Origin of the sequence: Rothia koreensis, from assembly GCF_052232265.1 — a bacterium.
In the GTDB taxonomy this organism is placed as follows: Bacteria; Actinomycetota; Actinomycetes; order Actinomycetales; family Micrococcaceae; genus Rothia; species Rothia koreensis.
In genome coordinates, this window is the sequence record NZ_CP197643.1 from 1,629,864 (window position 1) to 1,651,615 (window position 21,752).

Consider the following 21,752-nt stretch of genomic DNA (forward strand, 5'->3'; position numbering starts at 1 on the left):
CATTCTGGATTCATGGACGATGGACGCAGCGTAGGGCCGAGCGGGCGGCGTGACCGAGTCGCAGGAGCGAATATCCTGGGCGAACCGAATTGCCGCTCCGGACGGACCGAAGCCACTCCGCGCCCCGTCCGGCACGGCACAGACCCGCAAGCAGTGCCACCCAGACAGGCGGTGATGGTCCCGCAGGGACAGATCAGGGTCCCCCGGAGGGACAACCGGGCCGCAGGGATCACGGAGTCGCGCAGAATCATGGGGGAGTGAATTCTCCCGGCAGAGCGCGGATCTACTGAGGAGCCCTGAGCGCTTCGGTCAGCTGGCGGGCGGCCTGTGCGACGACGTCGGAATGCAGCCGACCGGGCTGGCGAGTCAGGCGCTCGATCGGTCCCGAGATGGAGACGGCCGCGATGACCTTGCCCGAAGGGTTGCGGACCGGGGCGGACACCGAGGCAATGCCGCGTTCGCGTTCACCGACCGACTGGGCCCAGCCGCGGCGTCGAACCGCGGAGAGAACCGTCGCGGAGAAGCGGGCCTGCCGAAGGCCTTCAAGGAGGCGATTGTGATCCTCCCAGGCGATGAGCACCTGAGCCGCCGAACCGGCTTTCATGGACAACTGGGTGCCCACGGGGATGGTGTCGCGCAGGCCGATGGGGCGCTCTGCTGATGCGACGCAAATGCGCCATTCTCCCTGGCGTCGATAGACCTGGGAAGATTCGCCCGTCAGATTCCTGAGCTGGTTGAGCACGGGGCCTGCCGCGGCAATCAGGCGGTCCTCGCCGGCGGCGGAGGCCAATTCGCCGAGTCGGGGCCCGAGAACGAACCGTCCCTGAACGTCTCGCGCGACCAGCCGATGATGGGCGAGGGCAACCGCCAGACGATGCGCCGTGGGCCGGGCGAGGCCCGTGGCCTCGACCAGCTGCGACAGGCTGGCCGGACCGGCCTCGAGGCAGTCCAGAATATGGGTGGCTTTGTCCAGAACCCCGACCCCGCTCGGGCGGGCCCGGACGGACATGGGGTTCGCGGTCCCCATGCCACCAAGAATCTCGTCGCTGCCCGACGCGGCCTCGACGGTGGCAGGAGTGGTCTCGGAAAGTTCGCTCATACCCACCATAGTGAGTTCTCAAATACTGGAATGCAAGTCCACGTTCTGGAAGACCTGCGTGTTCGTGGGCAGAATGAGTCTCGCAAGCACACAGGAATTCGGAGGACAACATGACGGATTCATCGGCCCGCCCCAGGACCCTGGCCGAGAAGGTTTGGGCCGACCATCGAGTCGTCGCGGGGCAGGATGGCAAACCCGATCTGATTTACATCGACCTGCACCTCGTTCACGAGGTCACCTCGCCCCAGGCATTCGAAGGGCTCCGCCTGGCCGGACGGCAGCTTCGCCGCCCGGACCTCACGATCGCGACGGAGGATCACAACACCCCGACGCAGGACATCTTTTCCCGCATTGCGGACGAGACCTCACGCCAGCAAATCGAGACCCTGCGCGCGAACGCCGAAGAATTCGGGGTCCGCATCCATTCGCTGGGTGATGAGGAGCAGGGGATCGTCCACGTGGTCGGCCCCCAGCTCGGTCTGACCCAGCCCGGGATGACCGTGGTCTGCGGCGATTCCCACACGTCCACCCACGGGGCTTTCGGTGCCCTGGCCTTCGGTATCGGCACGAGCGAGGTCGAGCACGTCATGGCCACCCAGACGCTCTCGCTGGCGCCGTTCAAGACCATGGCCATCACGGTCAACGGCCACCTCCGCCCCGGGGTCACGGCGAAGGACATCATTCTGGCCGTGATCGCCAAGATCGGCACCGGCGGGGGGCAAGGATACGTCCTCGAATACCGCGGAACCGCGATCGAAGAACTGTCGATGGAAGGGCGGATGACGATCTGCAACATGTCCATCGAGGCGGGTGCCAGGGCCGGCATGGTCGCTCCGGACCAGACAACGTTCGACTACGTCCGCGAACGGCCTCACGCGCCACAGGGTGAGGACTGGGACCGGGCCGTCGAGTACTGGCAGTCCCTGCGCACGGACGAGGGCGCAGTCTTCGACCGAGAAGTCACGATCGATGGCAACGAGCTCGAGCCGTTCGTGACGTGGGGGACGAACCCCGGCCAGGGCGTACCCCTGTCGGAATGCGTCCCCGATCCCGAGGACGCTGCCGACGAGGGATCCAAGGCGTCCGCGGCCAAGGCGTTGGAGTACATGGACCTGAAGGCCGGTACCCCGATGAAGGACATCGCGGTGGACACCGTGTTCCTGGGGTCGTGCACCAACTCCCGCATCGAGGATCTGAGGGCCGCGGCCGAGATTCTCAAAGGCCGGTCCAAGGCCGAGAATGTGCGCATGATGGTGGTCCCCGGATCTGCGCGCGTGCGTCTCCAGGCCGAGGAGGAGGGCCTGGACCAGGTCTTCAAGGAATTCGGCGCTGACTGGAGGTTTGCCGGCTGCTCGATGTGCCTGGGCATGAACCCGGACCAGCTCGCACCCGGCGAGCGGTGCGCGTCGACGTCCAACCGAAATTTCGAAGGCCGACAAGGCAAGGGCGGGCGCACGCATCTCGTGTCGCCCCTCGTGGCGGCCGCGACGGCCGTCAGAGGGACACTGAGCTCGCCCTCGGACCTGACCGACGCATAGGAGGAGAACCCGATGGAACCCATCACTACCCATACCGGCGTCGCCGCCCCGTTGCGCGCGTCGAACGTGGACACAGACCAGATCATCCCGGCCGTCTACCTCAAGCGCATCACCAAGACCGGTTTCGACGACGCCCTGTTTGCCGGGTGGCGCAAGGACCCCGAATTCGTGCTCAACCAGGAGCCCTATCGGAATGCCTCCGTGCTGGTCGCAGGGCCGGACTTCGGCACGGGATCTTCCCGTGAGCACGCCGTCTGGGCGCTCAAGGATTACGGCTTCCGGGTGGTGCTCTCGCCCCGATTCGCTGACATCTTCCGAGGCAACTCCGGCAAACAGGGGCTGGTGGCAGCCCAGGTGGATCAGCAGGACATCGAGTTGATCTGGAAGTCCATCGAGGAGAACCCGGGAATGGAGGTGACGGTCGATCTCGAAGGGAGAACCGTCACCTGTGGGTCGCTCGTGGTGCCGTTCCAGATCGATGAGTACACCCGGTGGCGGCTCATGGAAGGACTCGATGACATCTCCCTGACGCTTCAGCAGGAGAGCGACATCACGGAGTTCGAGCAGACGCGCCCCGAGTTCAAACCTCGTACGCTACCGGCGAAGTCCTGAGCGGGGTACGACAGAAACAGCGCTCGGTCCACGCTCACGCCGTGCGTATGACGGGTCGAGACCGCCGATCACGTGATCAACAGCCGGGGTCCGGTATCGTGTTCGCTGCACCATTGAGGCAGCAGGAATTTGACTGCCCGATGGTGCCGTAAAATAGTTCTAGAATGCGTGTCACTTGCGGACACGTAGGAATCACGGGGACCGCTGAGGTCCAAAGACACGAAGATTGGAACTTTATGATCGGCGCATTGCACATTGAAGGCGGCGAACCGCTCCGCGGAGAAGTGACGGTTCGCGGGGCCAAGAATCTTGTCCCCAAAGCCATGGTGGCCGCCTTGCTCGGTGCAACGCCGTCGGTGCTTCGCAGCGTTCCGGAGATCAAGGACGTCAACGTCGTGACGGATCTTCTGTCCCTCCACGGGGTCACGGTCGGCAAGGACCCGGAGAACGGCGATCTGAGCCTGGACCCCACGAACGTGTCCGTGGCCCGCCATGCGGACATCGATGCACATGCGGGGGATTCCCGTATCCCGATTCTGCTGTGCGGTCCGTTGCTTCACGCCATCGGCGAAGCCTTCATTCCTGATCTCGGCGGTTGCAAGATTGGCGATCGGCCGATCGATTACCATCTCGAAGTTCTCAGGAACTTCGGTGCAGAGGTCAACAAGCTTCCCTCGGGTATCCGCATGACGGCCCCGAAGGGGCTCAAGGGCGCCAAGATCGACCTGCCCTACCCCTCGGTCGGAGCAACGGAGCAGGTGCTCCTGACGGCAACCCGCGCCGAGGGCAACACCGAATTGCGTGGCGCGGCCACCGAACCCGAGATCATGGATCTCATCGCGATCCTGCAGAAGATGGGCGCCATCATCACGGTCCAGACCGACCGCGTCATCCATATCGAGGGTGTGCCCCATCTGAGCGGTTACAACCATCGTGCCCTGCCCGATCGCATCGAGGCGGCTTCCTGGGGGTCGGCAGCGCTGGCGACCGGGGGCGACATCTTCGTCCGGGGCGCCCACCAGTCGGACATGATGGCCTACCTCAACACCTTCCGGAAGATCGGTGGCGGTCTGGACATCACCGACGAAGGAATTCGCTTCTACCACCCGGGCGGCAAGCTGAACTCGCTCATCGTCGAGACCAATGTGCATCCCGGATTCATGACCGACTGGCAGCAGCCGCTCGTCGTGGCCCTGACCCAGGCGGACGGCGTCTCCATCGTCCACGAGACAGTGTACGAGAACCGGTTCGGCTTCACGGGTGCTCTGAACCGGATGGGAGCGTCCATCCAGCTGCACCGCGAATGCCTCGGATCCGTGCCCTGCCGTTTCGGCCAGCGCAACTTCCTGCATTCCGCGGTGATCTCCGGTCCGACGCCGCTGCACGGTTCCGACATCAACATTCCCGACCTCCGCGGCGGCTTCAGCCACCTGATCGCCGCCCTGGCTGCGGAGGGACAGTCGCACGTGACCGGCGTCGAACTGATCAACCGTGGGTACGAGCGATTCGTGGAGAAGCTCGAGGGTCTCGGGGCCCAGTTCGACCTCGAGACGATGGCGGCCAAGTAAGGATGTCGACGGACGAGCGCAAGTCACGGGGCACGTCGCGAAAGACCCGTCCGATCAGGACGACGACGCCGAGCAAGAGCGGCGACCGCCTCTTTCGCTGTGTCGCCTTCGGGGTCCGCCACGTCTTGGACCTCATGTTGTCCAAGACGTGGACCGGCACCGAGAAGCTTCGGCGCGACGAGGGCTACATCGTCGTGGCGAACCACGTGACGGAGATCGACCCCACGTCCGTGGCGTACCCCGTGTACATGACGGGCACGATTCCTCGGTTCCTGGCCAAGGAATCGCTGTTCCGCGTCCCCGTGCTCGGAACGGTGCTCAGCCGGACGGCGCAAATCCCCGTGTTCCGAGGGTCGATGGAAGCCAAGAAGTCCTTGGAGAGCGCACGCGCGGTGATCGACGCCGGCGGCGCGGTTCTCATCTACCCCGAGGGGACACTGACCAAGGACCCCGACCTGTGGCCCATGGCGGGGCGGACCGGTGCGGCCCGGCTGGCCATGGCCACCGGCGCTCCCGTGATTCCCATAGCCCACTGGGGTGACCAGGAATTCCTGGCACCGAAGGCGACGCGTCCGCGGCCGTTCCCGCGGAAGCACGTCCACGTTCTGGTCGGTGACCCGCTGGACCTGTCGGATCTGCGCGGTGAGGACCGCACGGATCACGTGAGCCAGCAGGCCCTGGCCGAAGCAACGGACCGTATGATGGACGCACTGACGTCGCTCGTCGAGCAATTGAGGGGCGAAAAGGCCCCGGACGGTCGGTGGGATCCTCGCCTGAAACAGCGGGTGCCCAGAACGCGAACGAACGAGGAATAACGCGGATCCGGCCCACGCCGGCCGTACCGCAACGGCAATCGACCGGAAGGAACATCGTGAGCGAGACCGTTCGAGCCCCAACAGTTCCCCCGACCGTCCCGACGCCGCGCAAGGTTGCGGTCCTCGGTGCGGGCAGCTGGGGGACCGCGTTCGCGAAGATTGCAGCCGACGCCGCGCGAGTCGATGCGGACAGCGACCCTGCCTGGAAGGTCGTGCTCTGGGGGCGTGACGAAGCCGCCATGAACCTCATGGCCGAAACCGGAACCAACGACCGGTATTTTCCCAACGTGCGTCTGCCCGGGAACCTCGAGTTCACCGCGAACCAACGCGAGGCCCTGACCGGCGCCGACGTCGTCGTTCTGGCACTGCCCGCCCAAGTTTTGCGCGACCAACTGGTGTCCGTCGCCGACGCCGTCCCCGAGGAGGCCGTGCTCGTGTCCCTGGCCAAGGGCCTCGAGCGCGGGACGGGGCTGCGCATGTCCGAAGTCATCGCAGAGGCACTGCCCGGAAGCGAGGGGCGGATCGCCGTGCTCTCCGGGCCGAACCTGGCCCGCGAGATCATCCAGGAGCAGCCGACCGCGTCGGTGGTGGCCGCGGTCTCGGAACCCTCTGCCGGTATGGTGAGCCGTGTCTGTGCGACGCCGTACTTTCGCCCTTATACGTCGGCAGACGTGGTCGGCGTCGAGATCGGGGGCCTGGTCAAGAACGTCATCGCCCTGTGCGTGGGAATCTGCGAGGGGCGTGACTACGGGGACAACTCCAAGGCCTCGATCATGACCCGCGGACTCGCTGAGACGACGCGGCTGGCGAGCGCGCTCGGGGGAAGACCTGAGACCCTGGCCGGGCTGGCAGGGATGGGCGACCTCGTGGCGACGTGTTCTTCTCCCTTGTCACGCAACCACACGGCGGGTCGACTCCTTGCCCTGGGACTCAGCGTGGAGGAAGTCTCCGCACGCATGACGCAGACCGCCGAGGGCATCAAATCAGCTCCTGTGGTCAGAGACCTGGCCCGGCGCCACGGCGTCGAAATGCCGATCGTCGAAGCCGTGACCTCCGTGTTGGCCGGCGAGATCACCGTGGACCAACTCCAGCCGATGCTGCTGGGTCGTCGACTCAAGGCCGAGACCCCGCACGGCGGCCCCGAAGGAACCAACGCTCCCGGCCAGTAGTATGGCCCGAAACTCCTGAGACCATCAGACCCCAAGACCTCGAGAGAGAGCCCATGACCACCAACGCAGACAACGGTCGCACCACCGTCGGGATCCTGTTCGGGGGAGTATCCTCCGAGCACTCGATCTCCCTCATCACCGCCAAGGGCGTCCTCGGGGTCCTCGACCACGAAAAGTATGAGCCCGTGCTCATCGGGATCACCCCGGCGGGAACATGGCATCTCAGCAGCGAGGAAGAACTCGGCCGCCTCATGGACGGCGTCGCTCTTCCGCGGTTCACCGGCGAAGGCCCCCAAGTTTCCCTCCCGATGGGTGACCCGAGCGAGGGGCTCAGCCTGAAGTACGACGATGCGAGTTTCGAGACCGGACCGCACCTCGACGTCGTCTTCCCCCTCCTGCACGGGCCGTTCGGGGAGGACGGAACGGTCCAGGGCCTGCTCGAACTCGCTGGTCTGCGCTACGTCGGTGCGGGCGTGACAGCATCCGCGGTGGGGATGGACAAGCACTTCATGAAGATCGCCTTCGAATCCGCCGGACTCGAGGTCGGTCCGTACACCGTGGTCACGGCCCGAGACTGGGCCAACGATCGGGCCGGCGCGATCGAACGCATCAAGAAACTGCAGCTTCCGGTGTTCGTGAAGCCGGCCCGGGCCGGCTCCTCGATGGGAATCACGAGGATCGAGGACTGGGCGGACCTGGACGAAGCCATCCAGAGCGCCCAGAAGCTCGACCCGAAGCTCGTGGTCGAGGAGGGCATCAGCGGACGCGAAATCGAGTGCGCCGTGCTGGACGGATTCGGCCACGAAATGCCGCAGGCCTCCCACCCCGGCGAAATCGAGATGGTCGGAGACGAACACGTCTTCTACGATTTCGAGGCGAAATATGTGGAGACGGCCTCTTCCGAACTGCGTTGCCCGGCCGATCTCCCGCAGGACGTCCAGGACTCGATACGCGACAAGGCGGTGCAGGCGTTCCTGGCCCTTGACGGGGAAGGGCTGTCCCGGTGCGACTTCTTCTACACGGACGACGGCCGCGTGGTCATCAACGAAGTCAACACGATGCCGGGCTTCACGCCCATTTCCATGTACGGCATGATGTGGGCGGAATCCGGGATCGGGTACGGCGAGCTGGTGGACCGACTGATCCGGCTCGCTCTGGACAGGGAGCCCGGCCTCCGCTGATCTGGAGGATGGGGCCGGTTCGTGCAAGCCGGCCGGCCCTCAGCCGTCCTTCGAGAGGTCCAGGTCGTCGGACACCGAGGTGCACTGCTTGGTCTGGTCGATCCTGCCGACGGCCGACTGGAGATCCACCAGAAGGGTCGAGGAATTGACCTTGGCGGCGTCGAAAGTGACCTGGACGGCGGGGGACCGACCGAAGGACGTGGCCGTCCACGTCCCTTTGCCGTTGAGTGTCTCGCCCTGGTCCTGTCCCGTACCGCCCGACTGAGATCCCTTGCTCTGAGACGTGTCGTCGGTTCCGTCCTCCTGTTTGAGCGTCCAATCGACGTCGTTGACCCGAACGCAGGGGTCGGTGACCGGTTCCTTGACCCGCGCCCCGCACTTGAGAATGATCGAGGCCGGATCGCCCCAGGCGGCGGTGGCCTGGGCCGTGGTTTCCCGCTTGTCCTGCCCGGCAAGAGTGTCCGGCATGGCCACCATGGCACGGGCGCAGTCCGGGTCGGTCGCGTCCGGAGCGGCGTCCACGGTCACTGCCGAGGAGCAACCGCTGATCAGGAGCACTGAGGCAACCGCGCCGCAGAGTAACGTTCTGCGGGCCGGCCAGCCTTTCTGTACCTTTGCGGCGGGGCGTTCTACACTGGTCGATCGAGAGCGACCGAGACGATGGGGCATCACGTCCTCGAGGATACCCCAGCGTTCCTGGTCAATGCCCGGTGAACCATCCGGGGGAGACACACCACGAGCGGATCTGGACAGCCAGACGGGACCATCCGGAAAGGCCACTATCATTCGCAACAGCGACAGGTCGGACGAGAAGTGCCGAACGGGGCAGCGCGCCGTCTACTACGGCGCGACCTGCGCCGCCGTTATCGGTGTGGCAGGTCTCACCGCCGCGAACGCGGCGCAGGCGTTGGATGGTCCGGAAGACGGAGGCGCCACGCCGGCAGCCCCCACGGCCACTCCCAACCCCTCGGGCGGCACCAACGAGAAGCCGTCGGATGACGGATCACATCGTGAACCCCAACCGGGCCCCTCGCCTTCCTCCACGGAACCGGCCACCGAACCCACCGTGAACCCGACGCAGGATCCGTCCACGGAGCCGACGCAGAATCCGACCACCGATCCGTCCACGGAGCCGACGCAGGATCCTTCGCCGCCACCGACACAGGACCCCGCACCCTCGCACGAGCCGGCACCGGACCCGACCTCGGACTCCGGCACCGGCCAGTCTGACCAGCCCACTGGGGCTCCCACTGCCGATCCTTCACCGGCCCCCACGGCCCAGCCGGCGCCCGAACAGACCCAGGATGCCGTCCCGCCTCAAGCGCCGACCGGCAATGCCGGTCATGGACCTGCCGCAGGAGATCCGGGGACCCAAGGCTCTGGGAACCAGGGTTCCTGGAATCAGGGGGACCAGAACCAAGGGAACCAGGAACAAGTTCCTGATTCCCAGGCCGGGAGCGGACGGAACGGGTCCGCACAGGGTTCTCAGGGCGGAACGCGTTCCGAGAACGGATCCGAGACGTCGTCGTCGGACCAGACGGGACGCGGGGGCAACACCACCGAAGGACAGGACGGGAGCTCATCCCAGTCCAACGACTCCGTGGGCGATGTCTCGGGCCTGTCGAGCTGGGTCAGCCACTACCTCAACAGCAAGGACTCCGACAAGGACTCGGCCGAGCCCGTGGATTCGGACACCAACGCCGGCGTCAACGACGTCGGTCAGCAGGCAGACGGCTCCGGCAAACAGCAGCAGGCGGGGAGCCAACGGAACCTGTCCGCTCTTCGTGGTCCGCTTCCGATCGCCATTTTCACGATCCTCGCCCTCGGTGGCGTCGGAACGGTCGTGGCCAGGGCGTCCAAGGCCCTTTCGCACTCGAAATCCGGGAAGTAGGAGTGGCCGGACCCTGGACGGTCGCTCAGGTGAGCGAGGAAGAGCTTCTCCGTCCCGTTCTCGAGATCTTCTCCGCGCACAATGAGCGCGCGGAAGCCGCACGGTCGGGAAGGCTCCTGCTCGGCCCGGGAGACGATTGCGCCGTCTATGACCTGACCCCCGGCCGGACCGTGGTCACGGTCGATACCCAGACGCAGGGGCAGGACTACCTCATGACCTACCCCTGCGGGTATACCGTCCGCGGGTGGGAACTCGGGTGGAAGTCCGCGGCGCAGAACCTGGCAGACGTCGCCGCGATGGGTGCCCTGCCCACGGGGCTCGTGATCAGCCTGACCTTGCCCCCGGAGACCCCGGTCGACTGGGTGACGGACATGGCGCGCGGCTATTGCGCGGCCATCCGGACCCTGGGGGCCGCGCACTGCACCGTGGGCGGCGGCGACGTCGGGTCCGGAACGGAACTCTCCGCGACCGTCGCCGCATTCGGCACGGTCCCGGAAGGCGGCCCGTTGGATGCCTCCCATGGTTCGGCCCGCGGTCCCGCCTCCGGCCCAGTGCTCCGATCAGGAGCCCGACCCGGTGACGTCCTGGTGCTTGCGGGAACGGTCGGACGCGCCGCCGCCGGACTGGAAATTCTCATGGACCGCCAGGGGGCCTTTCCGATGCCGGTCCCGGAGCACGCGGAGACAGGGCCCGCGTGGGCGGCGCCCGAGGACGACCCGTCGGCACTTGCGGCCTCGCAATTGCGCCCGCTGCCGCCTCTCCATCTCGGACCGGACCTTGCCGCGGCCGGGGCGACCGCGATGATCGACGTGTCCGACGGACTGCTCAAGGACGCCGAGCGGGTCGCGCGGGCATCAGGAGTTGCCATCGACGTCGATTCCTCCCTGTTGACCCCGCTCGTCGAACCCCTGCGGAGGGCCGCGACGTTCGTCGATGAGGACCCGCTGGAATGGGTACTCCACGGGGGAGAGGATCACGGGATCCTCGCTGCGCTGCCATCCACAGCTGACCTTCCTGCAGGTGCGATTGCGATAGGCTCGTGTGGAGAATCTACCGATCGGGCGCCACAAATCAGCGTGGACGGAAGGCCCCGAGACCAAAGGGGATGGGATCATTTTGCAGCAAAGGACCGGGTCTAGCGCCGTTTTCATGCGTCGTTGGCTGTCGGACGCGGCCGATGCTCTCGAGAGGCATCAGGAAGAGCTCAATGCCCTGAATGTCTTCCCCGTGGCGGACGCCGACACCGGCACGAACCTGGCGATCACCGTGCGGGCCGGCGCCCAGGCGGGCGAAATGGTCAACACCACGCTGGTGGGCGAATTGTTCGAAATCTGCGGCCGTCATTGCCTCGAAGAGGCCAAGGGAAATTCCGGCACACTGTTCGCCGTGATCCTTTCCGGCTTTGCGGACCCCTTGAGGGAAGAATCGAGACTTACCGCCTTCGGTCTGGCCAGAGCCTTGGAACACGCTCGGACGCGAGTCTCCGGTGCGCTGCACGATCCGGTTGAGGGAACGATTCTGTCCTTCATCGACGACATCACCCAGGCCGCGGGCGCCTGGGAGGATGCGGAGGACTCGAACAAGAACCTGTGCACGATGCTCGAGCATCTGGTGGGCGTGGGAAACAAGTCGGTGCGGCGGACCAACGCCCAATTGGAGATCTTGCGCGACACCGGATGGGTCGACGCCGGTGCATTGGGGATGCTTATCATTTTCGACGTCCTGGCCCACACGGTTCGGGGCGAGGACTATCCGGGTGGGGAAGCCCGGCCGTATGCCGAATTGCTGACTCCTCAGGATGCGGAGCCGCAGCGTGCGAAGGAGAGGTCCGCCGCGAGCTCGGCGGCCGGATCCTCGGAAGCCGACGACGACGGCGTCGAATTCATGTGCTCGATCGACCTGGATGCTCTCTCTGCGGCCCAGGTCAGACACGAACTGTCCGAGATCGGGGATTCCGTGATCATGTCCGCGGTGTCCCAGAACGAGGGCGAGAAGATCCGATGGAAAGTGCACGTGCATGTCCGCGAGGCGGCGGAAGCCATGGCCGTTCTGAGCCCTCACGGGAAGCCCCTGGGAATCACCACGGAGCCCCTGACCGCGGAGGACAAGTAGGTCATGGCCGGCGCGCCCGAGCGTCGTGAGGACCAGCCGCTTCGGACGGTTCTCCATCCCAAGACGGCAGACGCCGTGACACGCCATCTCGGCCTGGAAACGGTCGGCGAGGTGCTCGAGTACTTTCCTCGGAGGTATTTGCCGCGGGGCGAGCTGACCCGTTTCTCCGATCTCGTTCTGGGGCAAGAGGTCTCGATCATCTCTCGGATCCTCTCCGTGAGCACCCGCCGCCTGCACACCCGGCGCGGCTCGATCGCCGAGGTCACCGTGACCGACCAGCTCGCTCCGGAGGAGAACGTCGCCTCGACGGGCCAGGCCTCGTCGGGGCAGGGCAGCTTCGCGCCGCGGCTCGACGGCTTGGCCGGGGGCGGCCTCGCCACGCCGGATGTCGGACCCATCGGGGAAACCATGACGCTGTCCTTCTTCAACGCGTGGACGGCGTCCAAGGACTTGGCCGTGGGGGACCACGTCATGTTCTCGGGGAAGGTCAATGAATACAGGGGCCAATTGACCCTGACGAACCCTCATTACGCGGTTCTCGAGGACCCCGCCCCAGGGGACGCCTCGGAGGACGCCGACATGGCAACTGCACCCCTGCCCGTCTACCCGGCGACGGCAAAATTCACGACCGACCGCATCGCCACGGTCGTGGGGCGCGTACTGGACTCGATCGATCTGTCACTCCTGGATGACCCGGTACCTGACGACCTCCGGGCCAAACACCGCTTGATGTCCTTGCCCGACGCTCTCGAGGCCGTGCATCGGCCTCGGGACGAGGACGAGCCCCAGCAGGCCATGCGGTACTTCAGGTACCGGGAGGCGCTGGTTCTTCAGACCCTTTTGGCCAGGAGGTCCGCGGTGCTCGACGCCCAGAAGACGCTGTCCTTCCAACCTCGGGAGGAAGGACTGCGCGAGAGGTTCGACCAGATCCTGCCCTTCCGGCTCACGGACGGGCAGCGGCAGGTCGGCGACGAGATCGCCGGCGACATTGCGCTGGAGAAGCCGATGAATCGCCTGCTCCAGGGGGACGTGGGGTCGGGCAAGACGCTGGTGGCCCTGCGAGCGATGCTCCAGGTCGCCGACGCCGGGGGCCAGTCGGCCATGCTTGCCCCGACCGAAGTGCTGGCATCCCAGCACTACAGATCCGTTATCAAGACCCTGGGCCCGCTCGCCGAGGAGGTCGGCGTGGTCGTGCTGACTTCGTCGATGCCCACAGGAGCCAAGCGCCAGGCGTTGCTCGACATCGCCAGCGGCAGCGCGGGCATCGTGATCGGAACGCACGCGTTGCTGGGGGACGACGTCCTCTTCGCCGAGCTCGGGCTGGTGGTCGTGGACGAGCAGCACCGATTCGGCGTCCGGCAACGTCATTCGTTGACGGCTCGGGACGGCGGCCCCGTGCACCGACTCGTGATGACGGCCACTCCCATCCCTCGCTCCGTGGCCATGACGGTGTTCGGGGACCTGGCGGTCTCGGTCCTGAACGAGCTTCCGGCAGGAAGGCAGGACGTATCCACGCACGTCGTCTCGCTGGCGGAGCACCCGAAGTGGGAGACCCGTCTGTGGGAGAGAGCCCGAGAAGAGATCGACGCCGGGCACCAGGTCTTCGTGGTGGTCCCGACCATCGGAGAGGACGCTCCCGGACCCCGCCTCCCCGACGGCGACGGCCAGGAGACTCCGCTCCAGTCCGTGGAAGGCATGGTTCGCAAACTGTCTGCTCTGCCGGTTCTTTCGGGGATACGGCTGGGGTCGGTTCACGGACGCATGGATGGCGCGGAGAAGGCCGACGTGATGACCCGTATGGCCGCCGGCAGCGTGGACTTGTTGGTGGCCACCACGGTCATCGAGGTCGGCGTGGACGTGCCCAACGCGAGCCTCATGATCATCATGGACGCCGACCGACTCGGCATATCGACGCTGCACCAGTTGCGCGGTCGTATCGGCCGCGGAGAGCTCGAGGGAACGTGTCTGCTGGTCACCGAGCAGGACCACGACGGCCCGTCCATGCCGAGGCTGCAGGCCGTGGCGTCGACTCGCGACGGTTTCGAGCTTTCGACCTTGGACCTCGAGCAACGCAGGGAGGGCGATATTCTCGGAGACAACCAGTCCGGCCGACGTTCGACCCTCAAGAACCTTTCCGTGCTGCGCCACGTGAAGACGATCGAACAGGCCCGCGAGGATGCGTGGCGCCTCGTGGACAGGGAGCCGGACCTGTCCGGGCACCCATCACTGCTTCGAGCGGTGCAGGACGCCGGTGAGCAGTCGACGACCCAATATTTGTACCGAGGCTGAATCGCCGCGTCCGTGGTTGGACCGAATCGAGAGCGCGGAACCGTGGGCCGCGGAGCCACAACGGCCGCACAGAAATGAAGAAGGAGACCCGTGATGAGTCGAATCATTGCCGGCCGGGCCGGCGGAAGCCGCCTCGCCTCGGTCAAGGGCAAGAACACCCGGCCCACCACGGACAGGGTCAAGGAAGCGCTCTTCTCCCGGCTTGAGGGCTACGACGTCCTGAGCGGTGCGGACGTGCTGGACCTGTTCGCCGGGACGGGGGCACTGGGGCTGGAAGCGGCGAGCCGAGGAGCGAGGGCAGTGACGCTCGTGGATCGTGACCGGTCGGCGCTCGAGGCGTGCTCCAGGAACAAACGGGCCCTCGAAGCCTCAGGGACGGACGCCCGGATCGACGTCGTGAACTCCCCGGCGGAAAGCTACGTGAAGCGGAGCCAGGGGCCGTGGGACCTGGTATTCGTCGATCCGCCGTACTCGATGACCGATGCAGAGATCGCCCCACTCCTGGCAGCCGTGACGCCTGGCCTGCGCGACGGCGCCGTCCTCGTCGTGGAACGTTCCGCGCGCGACCCCGAGCCCACGTGGCCCGCCGGTCTCAGACGATTCGGGCACCGGAGCTACGGCGAGACCGCGTTGTGGTTCGCGGAGCCCGAGGACTGAGCGCCCGCTTCAGAGACCTGAGTCGGAGAGCCGTTGGGTTGCCTGGCGCAGGACCTCGGGCCGTTTGCAGAAAGCAAACCGCACCCAATCGGTGTAGAGGTGACGGTTCTCCGGCGTCGCGAAGGCCTGCAGGGGCACGACGGCGACGCCGGCGTTCGCGGTCAGTCTCTCCGAGATCTCGGTCCCGTCCCGTCCCCAGGAATCCGGAACGTTCTCCGTCGAGGCGACCGAGAAAAAGGTCCCCGCAGGGCTGACTGCATCGAATGAGGTGGCGCCCAAACCGTCGAGCAGTATCTTTCTCTGGTCCTCGTACTGTGCCCTCAACCGGTCGTAGAAGTCGGACTGACGCGCCCACCGCAGGGCCTCGGCCACCGCGGCCTGCAGCGGAGCCGCCGCGGAGTGCGACAAATAGCCCTTGGTCACCCGCAGCCCTCGGGTCAGCTCAGGGGGAGAAATCGCCCAACCGACCCGCCACCCGGTGATCGAGAACGTCTTGGACGCCGAGGACACCCTGATCGTTCTGTCCCGTCCCGCATCCGTAGTGGCCGGGTCGGTACTGGGAGCGTCGAAGGCGAGGTGTTCGTAGACCGAGTCCGTCAGGATGATGGCGTCGTGTTCCCGGGCGAGCTCGGCGATCTGGGACATCTCCGATGGATCGAGCACCGTCCCGGTCGGGTTGTGGGGGTCATTGACCACAATCATCCTGGTCCGATCGGAGAATGCTTCCCTCAACCGGACGGGGTCGGGACGGAACTCCGGGGGCGCCAGGGGTACCGTGACGATGCGGGCGCCGGTCAGCCCGGCAATCGCAGGATAGAGATCGTAGAACGGTTCGAACAGAATGACCTCGTCGCCGGGGGAGAGGAACGCCAACATCGACACGCTCAGCGCCTCGGTCGCGCCGGCCGTGACGGTGATTTCGGAGTCGGGGTCGGGGCGACGTCGCCCGTTCAATGCCTCGTGCTCGGCCAGCTCCCCGCGCAGATCCGGCGATCCCGCGATCGTCGCGTACTGGTTCTTTCCACCCGATACTGACTCGGCCAGAGCGCGTGAGAGAACCTCCGGCCCGTCGGTGTCCGGAAAACCCTGCCCCAGGTTGATTGCATCATGGGCGACGGCCAGAGCACTCATCTCTTCGAAAATCGTCGAGGAGAGCCTTCCCGACTCATTCAACAGCCCGGCTGTCTCTGCCAGGCGCTTCCACGGCGGCCCGGCCGGGGTCCGGGACTCCTGAAGGGTTGCCGATGAGGTCAGGGTATGAGTTGAATGATCGCGCATGGTTCCATCGTAGGTGGATCACACGTTTCCGCCGATCAGTACGTCATGACCCGCATCTGCAGGTCGTGGGCCTGTCATACGTGGCCCCGACTGTTATTTTGGGGACATGAGTCTTGCCGTTTGCCCGGGTTCCTTCGATCCTATTCACAACGGACACGTCGAAATCATCACGCGCGCCACCAAAATCTTTTCCGGCGGAGTGATCGTTGCTGTGTCCAACAACCCCGCCAAGAAATACCGATTCCAGTTGGAAGAGAGACTGGAAATGGTGACCGAGGTTTTTGGGTGGCTCGACGGCGTCGTCGTCCAACCCATGTCGGACGGCCTCCTCGCGGATTTCGTACGGTCCCAGGGAGCCACCGCGATCATCAAGGGACTCCGGGACTCCAAGGACTTCGAGTACGAAGCACCGATGGCAACGATGAACCGCAACATCAGCGGCGCCGAGACCGTATTCCTGGCCGCGGACCCCAAGAACGGCCACCTTTCCTCTTCCCTCATCAAGGAAGTTGCCTCTTTCGGCGGCGACATCCGAGGTTTCGTTCCCCGTTCGGTGGCCCGGCGGCTGGTTCCCTGACCGGACCGCCTGGTCGCACGACACGGTACGAATCGCGGCAAGCATGATGTTGCGCACAGCGACACATCGTACCGCTGGCGGGACTTGTGAGCTCACGCGGACCTGGGTAGGCTGGTCAGTCGGTCATGACGTCAGAATCAGGAGTTCATCATCAAGAATGACAATTCATCGTCCCTGAGGATCGAGGTCAGGGACCTGGCCCATCGTCCCGGGACCATGAATGCTCTCGAGAAGACGGTGGCCGCGCCCCAAGACTTCGGGAATGCTCTGATCGGAGCGCCCGAGGGTTCCGACATTGTGCTCGATCTCCGCCTCGAATCGGTTCATGATGGTATCTTGGTCAGTGGTGTTGCCTCCGTGGACGTACATGGGGAGTGCAGCCGTTGTCTGGATCCCATCGATTTTCCGGTTTCGGCTGACATTCAAGAGCTCTATGTTTTTGAACCTGCACCAGAAGGCCCGTCGGAAGACGAAGCAGACGAGCAGTACCGCGTCGAGGACGATTCCATCGATCTCGAGCCGGTTCTGCGGGATGCGGTCATTACGCAACTGCCGTTCCAGCCCGTGTGCCGTGAGGATTGTCAGGGACTGTGCTCCGAGTGCGGAGTGCGACTTGATGAGAATCCCGGTCATCACCACGAGATTCTGGATCCTCGCTGGTCGGCCCTTTCCGGGCTGTTCGGTGCGGAGGCCGCAAACGAGACAACCGAGACGAGAGAAGAGAGATAGCCGTGGCTGTTCCCAAGCGGAAAATGTCCCGCGCCAATACGCGAGCACGTCGCTCCCAGTGGAAGGCATCCGCGCCTCAGCTGGTCAAGACCGTTGAAAACGGCAAGGTGACCTACAGCCTTCCGCACCAGGCGAAGGTCGTCACCGACTCCGCCGGCACCCCGCTGTACCTCGAGTACAAGGGTCGCAAGGTGGCTGACGTCTAAGACGTCCCCATGACTACCGTGGACAACGGAGAGCTCCTGAAGCGTCTCGGCGTCGATATCGATGCCGAGACGCTTCAGCTGGCTCTGACCCACAGATCCTTCGCCTACGAGAACGGTCCGCTCCCTCACAACGAGCGGCTCGAATTCCTGGGCGATTCCGTGCTCGGCCTGGCCGTGACCACGGAGCTCTACACGCGCTTTCCCGACCTGTCGGAAGGCGAACTCGCCAAACGGCGTGCCGCCGTGGTGTCCGAGCGTTCCCTGGCTGCCATTGCCCGGTCCCTCGGCCTCGGGCCGCACATACGGCTCGGCCGCGGCGAATCGATGACCCACGGGGACGACAAGGACTCGATTCTCGCGGACACGATGGAGGCACTGTTCGGTGCCACCTATATCTCGTGCGGGGGAGACCGCGCCCGTGACCTGGTCCTCCGGCTCACCAGTGCCCTGCTCGACGACGACTTCGTCCTCGGAGCAGGTCGTGACTGGAAGACCGAGATCCAGGAGCTGGCTGCGGAGCTCGACCTGGGAGAGATCCAGTACGTGGTCACCGGTACCGGCCCGGACCACGCGCGTGTGTTCGAAGCCGATCTCCGCATCGGAGACAAGACCTACGGCGTCGGGACGGGATCGGCGAAGAAACACGCCGAACGGTCCGCCGCCGAAGCCGCGTACCGGTACCTGACCTCCCAGGAAGACGCCCCGACGACGCTGCTGATCGAGGATTCCTCGGACGGTGCCTGAACTTCCCGAAGTGGAGGTCGTGCGCTCCGGACTCGCCCGGCACATTCTCGGCGCGCGCATTGATGCCGTGGAAGTTCTCGAAACACGGTCTCTGCGGCGGGACCCCGGTACGGCCGCGGAATTCGCCGCCTTCCTGCGCGGCCAGAAGATCGTCGACGTCTGCCGTCGAGGAAAATACATGTGGTTGCGGCTGTCTGCCGGGCCAGAAGACGCGGCCCCGCAGTCGGGCCCGTGCGACCCGACGGCCTTGGTCGTTCACCTGGGCATGAGCGGCCAGGTCCTCCTCACCGAAGCAGGCGCGCCGGACCACCGACATCTGCGCCTCAGGCTGGCCCTGACCGGTCCGGACGGCGACCGCCTCGACATGCGGTTCGTGGACCAGAGAATTTTCGGTGGGATGTATCGCGACCCTGTGGTCGGCGTCGTCGACACGGAAGGGCAGGCCGTGCCTGCGGCGTCGAGGAGTGTTCTCGACCTGGCCGAAATCCCCGCTACCGTCTCCCACATCGGCCGTGATCCGTTGGACGCGCACTTCGACGAGGCATCCTTCCGGCGTCGTCTGAGCCGGACGAGCAGCGGAATCAAAAGAGTCCTCCTGGACCAGACCACGATCTCCGGGATAGGCAACATCTATGCCGACGAGGCCTTGTGGCGGGCCGGTCTGCACTACGCCACGCCGGCCCGGTCCCTCACGCAGCCCCAGGCGGAAGAATTGCTGGCGGCCTGTACGGAGGTCATGACGGCGGCCCTGGCCGAAGGCGGGACCAGCTTCGACGCGCTGTATGTCAACGTCAACGGCGAGTCCGGGTACTTCGAACGTGGGCTCAACGTGTACGGACGTTCGGGGGAGCCCTGCAAGCGGTGCGGGGCCTTGGTGGTCAGGGAACGATTCATGAACCGTTCGAGCTACTTGTGCCCTGTGTGCCAGCGAGGACGTTAGCCAAAACTAGTGTCCTTGGCGTTTTGCCTCAATCCCCAGCGCATCAACGTGTACAGACTGGTGCGTGACCCGAGAACCGGCGCTCGGTCTCCATCGTTACAGCCGCATGAAAGAACGTAGGGCCGGCAGAATCGAATCGGCGGACGGGTCGTGCCCTTGGTCCTCGACGACCCCGTGGTGGGCACCTGGCAGAGCGTCGCGCACCGCGCGAGCCGATTCGGTCAGCCACGGTTCGGTGGCGCTACCGCTCATCACCAGGACCGGGGTGTGGACTCCGCTGTAGCGCCGGAGACTGTCGGCGTTGCCAGTCGAAACTGCTGCCATCACCTGGGCGTCGAATGGAAGGCTCCGGGCGCTGGCGGCACCAGCCTGAAAGCCGGGATCGGCGCTCATCTGCTCGACGACCGCAGCGGGCATGCCGACCGGTTGGATCATGAACAGGGCGAGGGCAGCGATGTGCTCCCCTTCATCGACGAACTTGCTGACACGTTCCGGGTAGTCGGCCGGCACCGGTTCGCGGTCATCGGAGACGACACAGGGCGGTTCGTACAGCGCGAGGCGCGTGACGGGCAGCCCCGCCCGTGCGGCCTCGAGCGCCAGGATTGCGCCGGAGGAGAACCCGCACAGCGCCGCCTCGCCGCCGACGTCTTCGATGATGGCCGCGAGATCCTGGACCTCAGCATTCACACCCGCTGCGCCCATGTCGCTGCGACCACGGCCGCGCCGGTCGTAGCGGACCACGGTGCACTTCTCGCTCAAGGCGTCTTCCAGGCCTGGCGCAGACGGGCGCGAATCCTGGGAAGACATGGCTCCATCCACCAGCACCAGAGCAGGCCCCTTGCCGGCCACCGCCACAGCCAGCCTCGTCCCGTCTATCGATCGGACCATGTGCACGGTTACTCGCTCTCTATGTCGCGCGTGTAGGTGAGAACGACGACGCCGTTTGGCGTGACGGCGCTGCCGGACAGCTTGAGCCGGGCGAAGTGACCGCGCTCGTCGAACATGCGCTTGCCGGCGCCGAGGACGACCGGGAAGAGCAACAGGCGGTACTCGTCGACGAGTTCGTGCTCGACGAGCCCGCGCGCCAGAGCCGCGGAACCGAAGACCACGAGCTCGCCTTCCGTGCGGTCCTTGAGGTCCGCGACCGCGGAAGCCAGGTCGCCTGAGACCAACTGCGAGTTCTGCCACGCGAGATCGTCCAAGGACGACGAGACGACGTACTTCGGTATGCGGTTCATGGCCGCGACCGCTGGCTCGGCGTCGTCAGCGTCCGACCACGCGTTAGCGAGGATCTCGTAGGAGCGGCGGCCGAGCAGCATACCGCCGGCACCGACCGTCGCGTCCTGCATGAAAGCATTGATCGTGTCGTCGCTGGACGGCGGGACCCAGCCACCGTGCTCGAAGCCGCCGTCGCGATCCTCGTCGGGGGACAACGGTGACTGGATAACCCCATCGATGCTGATGAAATTCGCGATAACTACCCGGCCCATGATCAGCCTCCTCAGCTTGGGGTCCTCGGCAACGTTCCACTACGAGATCTCTGTTCGGTCGTCGGTCGTTCAGTTTCCGGTGAGGACAACCCGGTTGCCGTCGGCGATCGGGAGGCCCATCAGCCCGGACCACAACGCGGCGAGGCGGGACGGATCCGGCGACATCATCGAGATCATGCCGATGACCGGGAGGCCGGTGGCGGGAGGGTTGTCAGCCATGCGAGGTCCATCCTTGTTCGTTACAGCGGGCGGTAGCGGGTGAGCACCACGCCGGAGCGGAACGACTTCGTCTCCAGCAGCTCGAGCCGGGGAATGGCGTGGCCGTCGGGAAAGAGTCGCCGGCCGCGTCCCTGGACGGCCGGGTAAGTGAAGAGGCGGTACTCGTCGACCAGTCCGGACGGGACGAGTGCGTGGACGAGGCTGATGCTGCCCGTGCAGACAATGTCCTGCCCGCCGGTGTCCTTCAGGCAGCGCACCTCCTCGACCGGATCGCCGGTGAGCACCACCGAGCGCTCCCACTCCGGGTCGACCATCGTCGAGCTCACGACGTACTTCGTCACCCTGTCCAAGGTCTCGGTGACCCCGGTGTGGTCATCGGTCTGCTGCGGCCAGTAGCCCCGCATGTCCTCGAAGGTCTGGCGACCGAACAAGACGGCGTCGTTGGTGGCGTCCTGGCGGGCCATCTCCTCGACCAGGTCGTGCTGGTCGTTCTCGGCCTCGGGCGAGAACCAAGGCCCGAGCATCTCGATCGATCCGTCGAGGGTGACGTTCTGGGTGATAATCAGCTTGCGCTGGGTGGTCATGGCCGTCTCCGTCCGTCTCGGCCCCGGGGCTCGCAGTCGCGATGTTCACCCCGT

The 21,752-nt window shown here is 65.6% G+C and carries 23 protein-coding genes; 16 read left to right on the top strand and 7 right to left on the bottom strand.

What is annotated here, in order from left to right:
- Window positions 1-283: 283 nt before the first annotated feature.
- Window positions 284-1,009 carry an IclR family transcriptional regulator gene (locus tag ACTSLZ_RS07205; protein ID WP_129314497.1) on the bottom strand — a complete coding sequence of 242 codons (726 nt, stop codon included), beginning with the start codon at window positions 1,007-1,009 and terminating at the stop codon, window positions 284-286.
- Between the two features lie 200 nt (window positions 1,010-1,209).
- Between ACTSLZ_RS07205 and leuC the strand changes: the two genes are divergently transcribed.
- The 6 genes from leuC to ACTSLZ_RS07235 all read left to right on the top strand — a co-directional run bounded on the left by leuC (window position 1,210) and on the right by ACTSLZ_RS07235 (window position 7,982).
- Window positions 1,210-2,637, top strand: a complete 1,428-nt coding sequence (gene leuC / locus ACTSLZ_RS07210; RefSeq protein ID WP_129314208.1) for a 3-isopropylmalate dehydratase large subunit — start codon at window positions 1,210-1,212, stop codon at window positions 2,635-2,637.
- A gap of 12 nt (window positions 2,638-2,649) precedes the next feature.
- Complete coding sequence (gene leuD / locus ACTSLZ_RS07215) at window positions 2,650-3,249, top strand: 3-isopropylmalate dehydratase small subunit (protein ID WP_129314209.1); 600 nt, start codon at window positions 2,650-2,652, stop codon at window positions 3,247-3,249.
- A 236-nt stretch (window positions 3,250-3,485) separates the two neighbouring features.
- Window positions 3,486-4,817: a UDP-N-acetylglucosamine 1-carboxyvinyltransferase gene (gene murA, locus ACTSLZ_RS07220; RefSeq protein ID WP_129314210.1), complete on the top strand. Its 1,332-nt coding sequence runs from the start codon at window positions 3,486-3,488 to the stop codon at window positions 4,815-4,817.
- Window positions 4,818-4,819: 2 nt separating this feature from the next.
- On the top strand, window positions 4,820-5,632 hold the full coding sequence (locus tag ACTSLZ_RS07225) for a lysophospholipid acyltransferase family protein (protein ID WP_178979708.1): 813 nt from the start codon (window positions 4,820-4,822) through the stop codon (window positions 5,630-5,632).
- Window positions 5,633-5,688: 56 nt separating this feature from the next.
- Complete coding sequence (locus tag ACTSLZ_RS07230; protein ID WP_443094579.1) at window positions 5,689-6,801, top strand: NAD(P)H-dependent glycerol-3-phosphate dehydrogenase; 1,113 nt, start codon at window positions 5,689-5,691, stop codon at window positions 6,799-6,801.
- Between the two features lie 53 nt (window positions 6,802-6,854).
- Complete coding sequence (locus tag ACTSLZ_RS07235) at window positions 6,855-7,982, top strand: D-alanine--D-alanine ligase family protein (protein ID WP_443094580.1); 1,128 nt, start codon at window positions 6,855-6,857, stop codon at window positions 7,980-7,982.
- A 39-nt stretch (window positions 7,983-8,021) separates the two neighbouring features.
- On the opposite strand, the gene ACTSLZ_RS07240 is transcribed toward ACTSLZ_RS07235, so the two are convergent.
- The gene (locus ACTSLZ_RS07240) at window positions 8,022-8,540 is read right to left on the bottom strand and encodes a DUF3515 family protein (RefSeq protein WP_238692259.1); all 519 of its coding nucleotides are present in this window, start codon (window positions 8,538-8,540) and stop codon (window positions 8,022-8,024) included.
- 145 nt (window positions 8,541-8,685) lie between these two features.
- Between ACTSLZ_RS07240 and ACTSLZ_RS07245 the strand changes: the two genes are divergently transcribed.
- The 5 genes from ACTSLZ_RS07245 to rsmD all read left to right on the top strand — a co-directional run bounded on the left by ACTSLZ_RS07245 (window position 8,686) and on the right by rsmD (window position 14,931).
- Window positions 8,686-9,873, top strand: coding sequence for a hypothetical protein (locus ACTSLZ_RS07245; RefSeq protein WP_443094581.1), 1,188 nt, complete (start codon window positions 8,686-8,688; stop codon window positions 9,871-9,873).
- 2 nt (window positions 9,874-9,875) lie between these two features.
- A complete protein-coding gene (thiL, locus tag ACTSLZ_RS07250; protein WP_443094582.1) occupies window positions 9,876-11,012 on the top strand; it encodes a thiamine-phosphate kinase in 1,137 nt (378 codons plus the stop codon).
- A gap of 10 nt (window positions 11,013-11,022) precedes the next feature.
- On the top strand, window positions 11,023-11,985 hold the full coding sequence (locus ACTSLZ_RS07255) for a DAK2 domain-containing protein (protein ID WP_443094583.1): 963 nt from the start codon (window positions 11,023-11,025) through the stop codon (window positions 11,983-11,985).
- Window positions 11,986-11,988: 3 nt separating this feature from the next.
- Entirely contained in the window at window positions 11,989-14,274 is a 2,286-nt protein-coding gene (locus ACTSLZ_RS07260; RefSeq protein WP_443094584.1) for an ATP-dependent DNA helicase RecG, read from the top strand.
- Window positions 14,275-14,367: 93 nt separating this feature from the next.
- On the top strand, window positions 14,368-14,931 hold the full coding sequence (gene rsmD / locus ACTSLZ_RS07265; protein ID WP_443094585.1) for a 16S rRNA (guanine(966)-N(2))-methyltransferase RsmD: 564 nt from the start codon (window positions 14,368-14,370) through the stop codon (window positions 14,929-14,931).
- Window positions 14,932-14,940: 9 nt separating this feature from the next.
- On the opposite strand, the gene ACTSLZ_RS07270 is transcribed toward rsmD, so the two are convergent.
- Window positions 14,941-16,209 carry an aminotransferase class I/II-fold pyridoxal phosphate-dependent enzyme gene (locus tag ACTSLZ_RS07270; protein WP_443094586.1) on the bottom strand — a complete coding sequence of 423 codons (1,269 nt, stop codon included), beginning with the start codon at window positions 16,207-16,209 and terminating at the stop codon, window positions 14,941-14,943.
- Between the two features lie 106 nt (window positions 16,210-16,315).
- Between ACTSLZ_RS07270 and coaD the strand changes: the two genes are divergently transcribed.
- The 5 genes from coaD to mutM all read left to right on the top strand — a co-directional run bounded on the left by coaD (window position 16,316) and on the right by mutM (window position 19,405).
- Window positions 16,316-16,786, top strand: a complete 471-nt coding sequence (coaD, locus tag ACTSLZ_RS07275) for a pantetheine-phosphate adenylyltransferase (protein WP_129314218.1) — start codon at window positions 16,316-16,318, stop codon at window positions 16,784-16,786.
- Between the two features lie 216 nt (window positions 16,787-17,002).
- The gene (locus tag ACTSLZ_RS07280; RefSeq protein ID WP_129314219.1) at window positions 17,003-17,515 is read left to right on the top strand and encodes a YceD family protein; all 513 of its coding nucleotides are present in this window, start codon (window positions 17,003-17,005) and stop codon (window positions 17,513-17,515) included.
- A 2-nt stretch (window positions 17,516-17,517) separates the two neighbouring features.
- Entirely contained in the window at window positions 17,518-17,721 is a 204-nt protein-coding gene (gene rpmF, locus ACTSLZ_RS07285) for a 50S ribosomal protein L32 (protein WP_129314220.1), read from the top strand.
- A gap of 9 nt (window positions 17,722-17,730) precedes the next feature.
- Window positions 17,731-18,465 (top strand): ribonuclease III, encoded by a 735-nt coding sequence (rnc, locus tag ACTSLZ_RS07290; protein ID WP_129314221.1) that lies wholly within the window; start codon window positions 17,731-17,733, stop codon window positions 18,463-18,465.
- Entirely contained in the window at window positions 18,458-19,405 is a 948-nt protein-coding gene (gene mutM, locus ACTSLZ_RS07295; protein WP_443094587.1) for a bifunctional DNA-formamidopyrimidine glycosylase/DNA-(apurinic or apyrimidinic site) lyase, read from the top strand. Before rnc ends, mutM begins: the two co-directional genes overlap by 8 nt.
- Before the next feature lie 96 nt (window positions 19,406-19,501).
- Here the strand turns inward: mutM and ACTSLZ_RS07300 are convergent, their stop codons facing one another.
- The 4 genes from ACTSLZ_RS07300 to ACTSLZ_RS07315 all read right to left on the bottom strand — a co-directional run bounded on the left by ACTSLZ_RS07300 (window position 19,502) and on the right by ACTSLZ_RS07315 (window position 21,698).
- The gene (locus tag ACTSLZ_RS07300) at window positions 19,502-20,212 is read right to left on the bottom strand and encodes an alpha/beta fold hydrolase (RefSeq protein ID WP_443094588.1); all 711 of its coding nucleotides are present in this window, start codon (window positions 20,210-20,212) and stop codon (window positions 19,502-19,504) included.
- Between the two features lie 89 nt (window positions 20,213-20,301).
- Window positions 20,302-20,895, bottom strand: coding sequence for a dihydrofolate reductase family protein (locus tag ACTSLZ_RS07305; RefSeq protein ID WP_443094589.1), 594 nt, complete (start codon window positions 20,893-20,895; stop codon window positions 20,302-20,304).
- 69 nt (window positions 20,896-20,964) lie between these two features.
- Window positions 20,965-21,114: a hypothetical protein gene (locus ACTSLZ_RS07310; protein ID WP_443094590.1), complete on the bottom strand. Its 150-nt coding sequence runs from the start codon at window positions 21,112-21,114 to the stop codon at window positions 20,965-20,967.
- Window positions 21,115-21,134: 20 nt separating this feature from the next.
- On the bottom strand, window positions 21,135-21,698 hold the full coding sequence (locus ACTSLZ_RS07315) for a dihydrofolate reductase family protein (RefSeq protein ID WP_443094591.1): 564 nt from the start codon (window positions 21,696-21,698) through the stop codon (window positions 21,135-21,137).
- Window positions 21,699-21,752 lie beyond the last annotated feature (54 nt).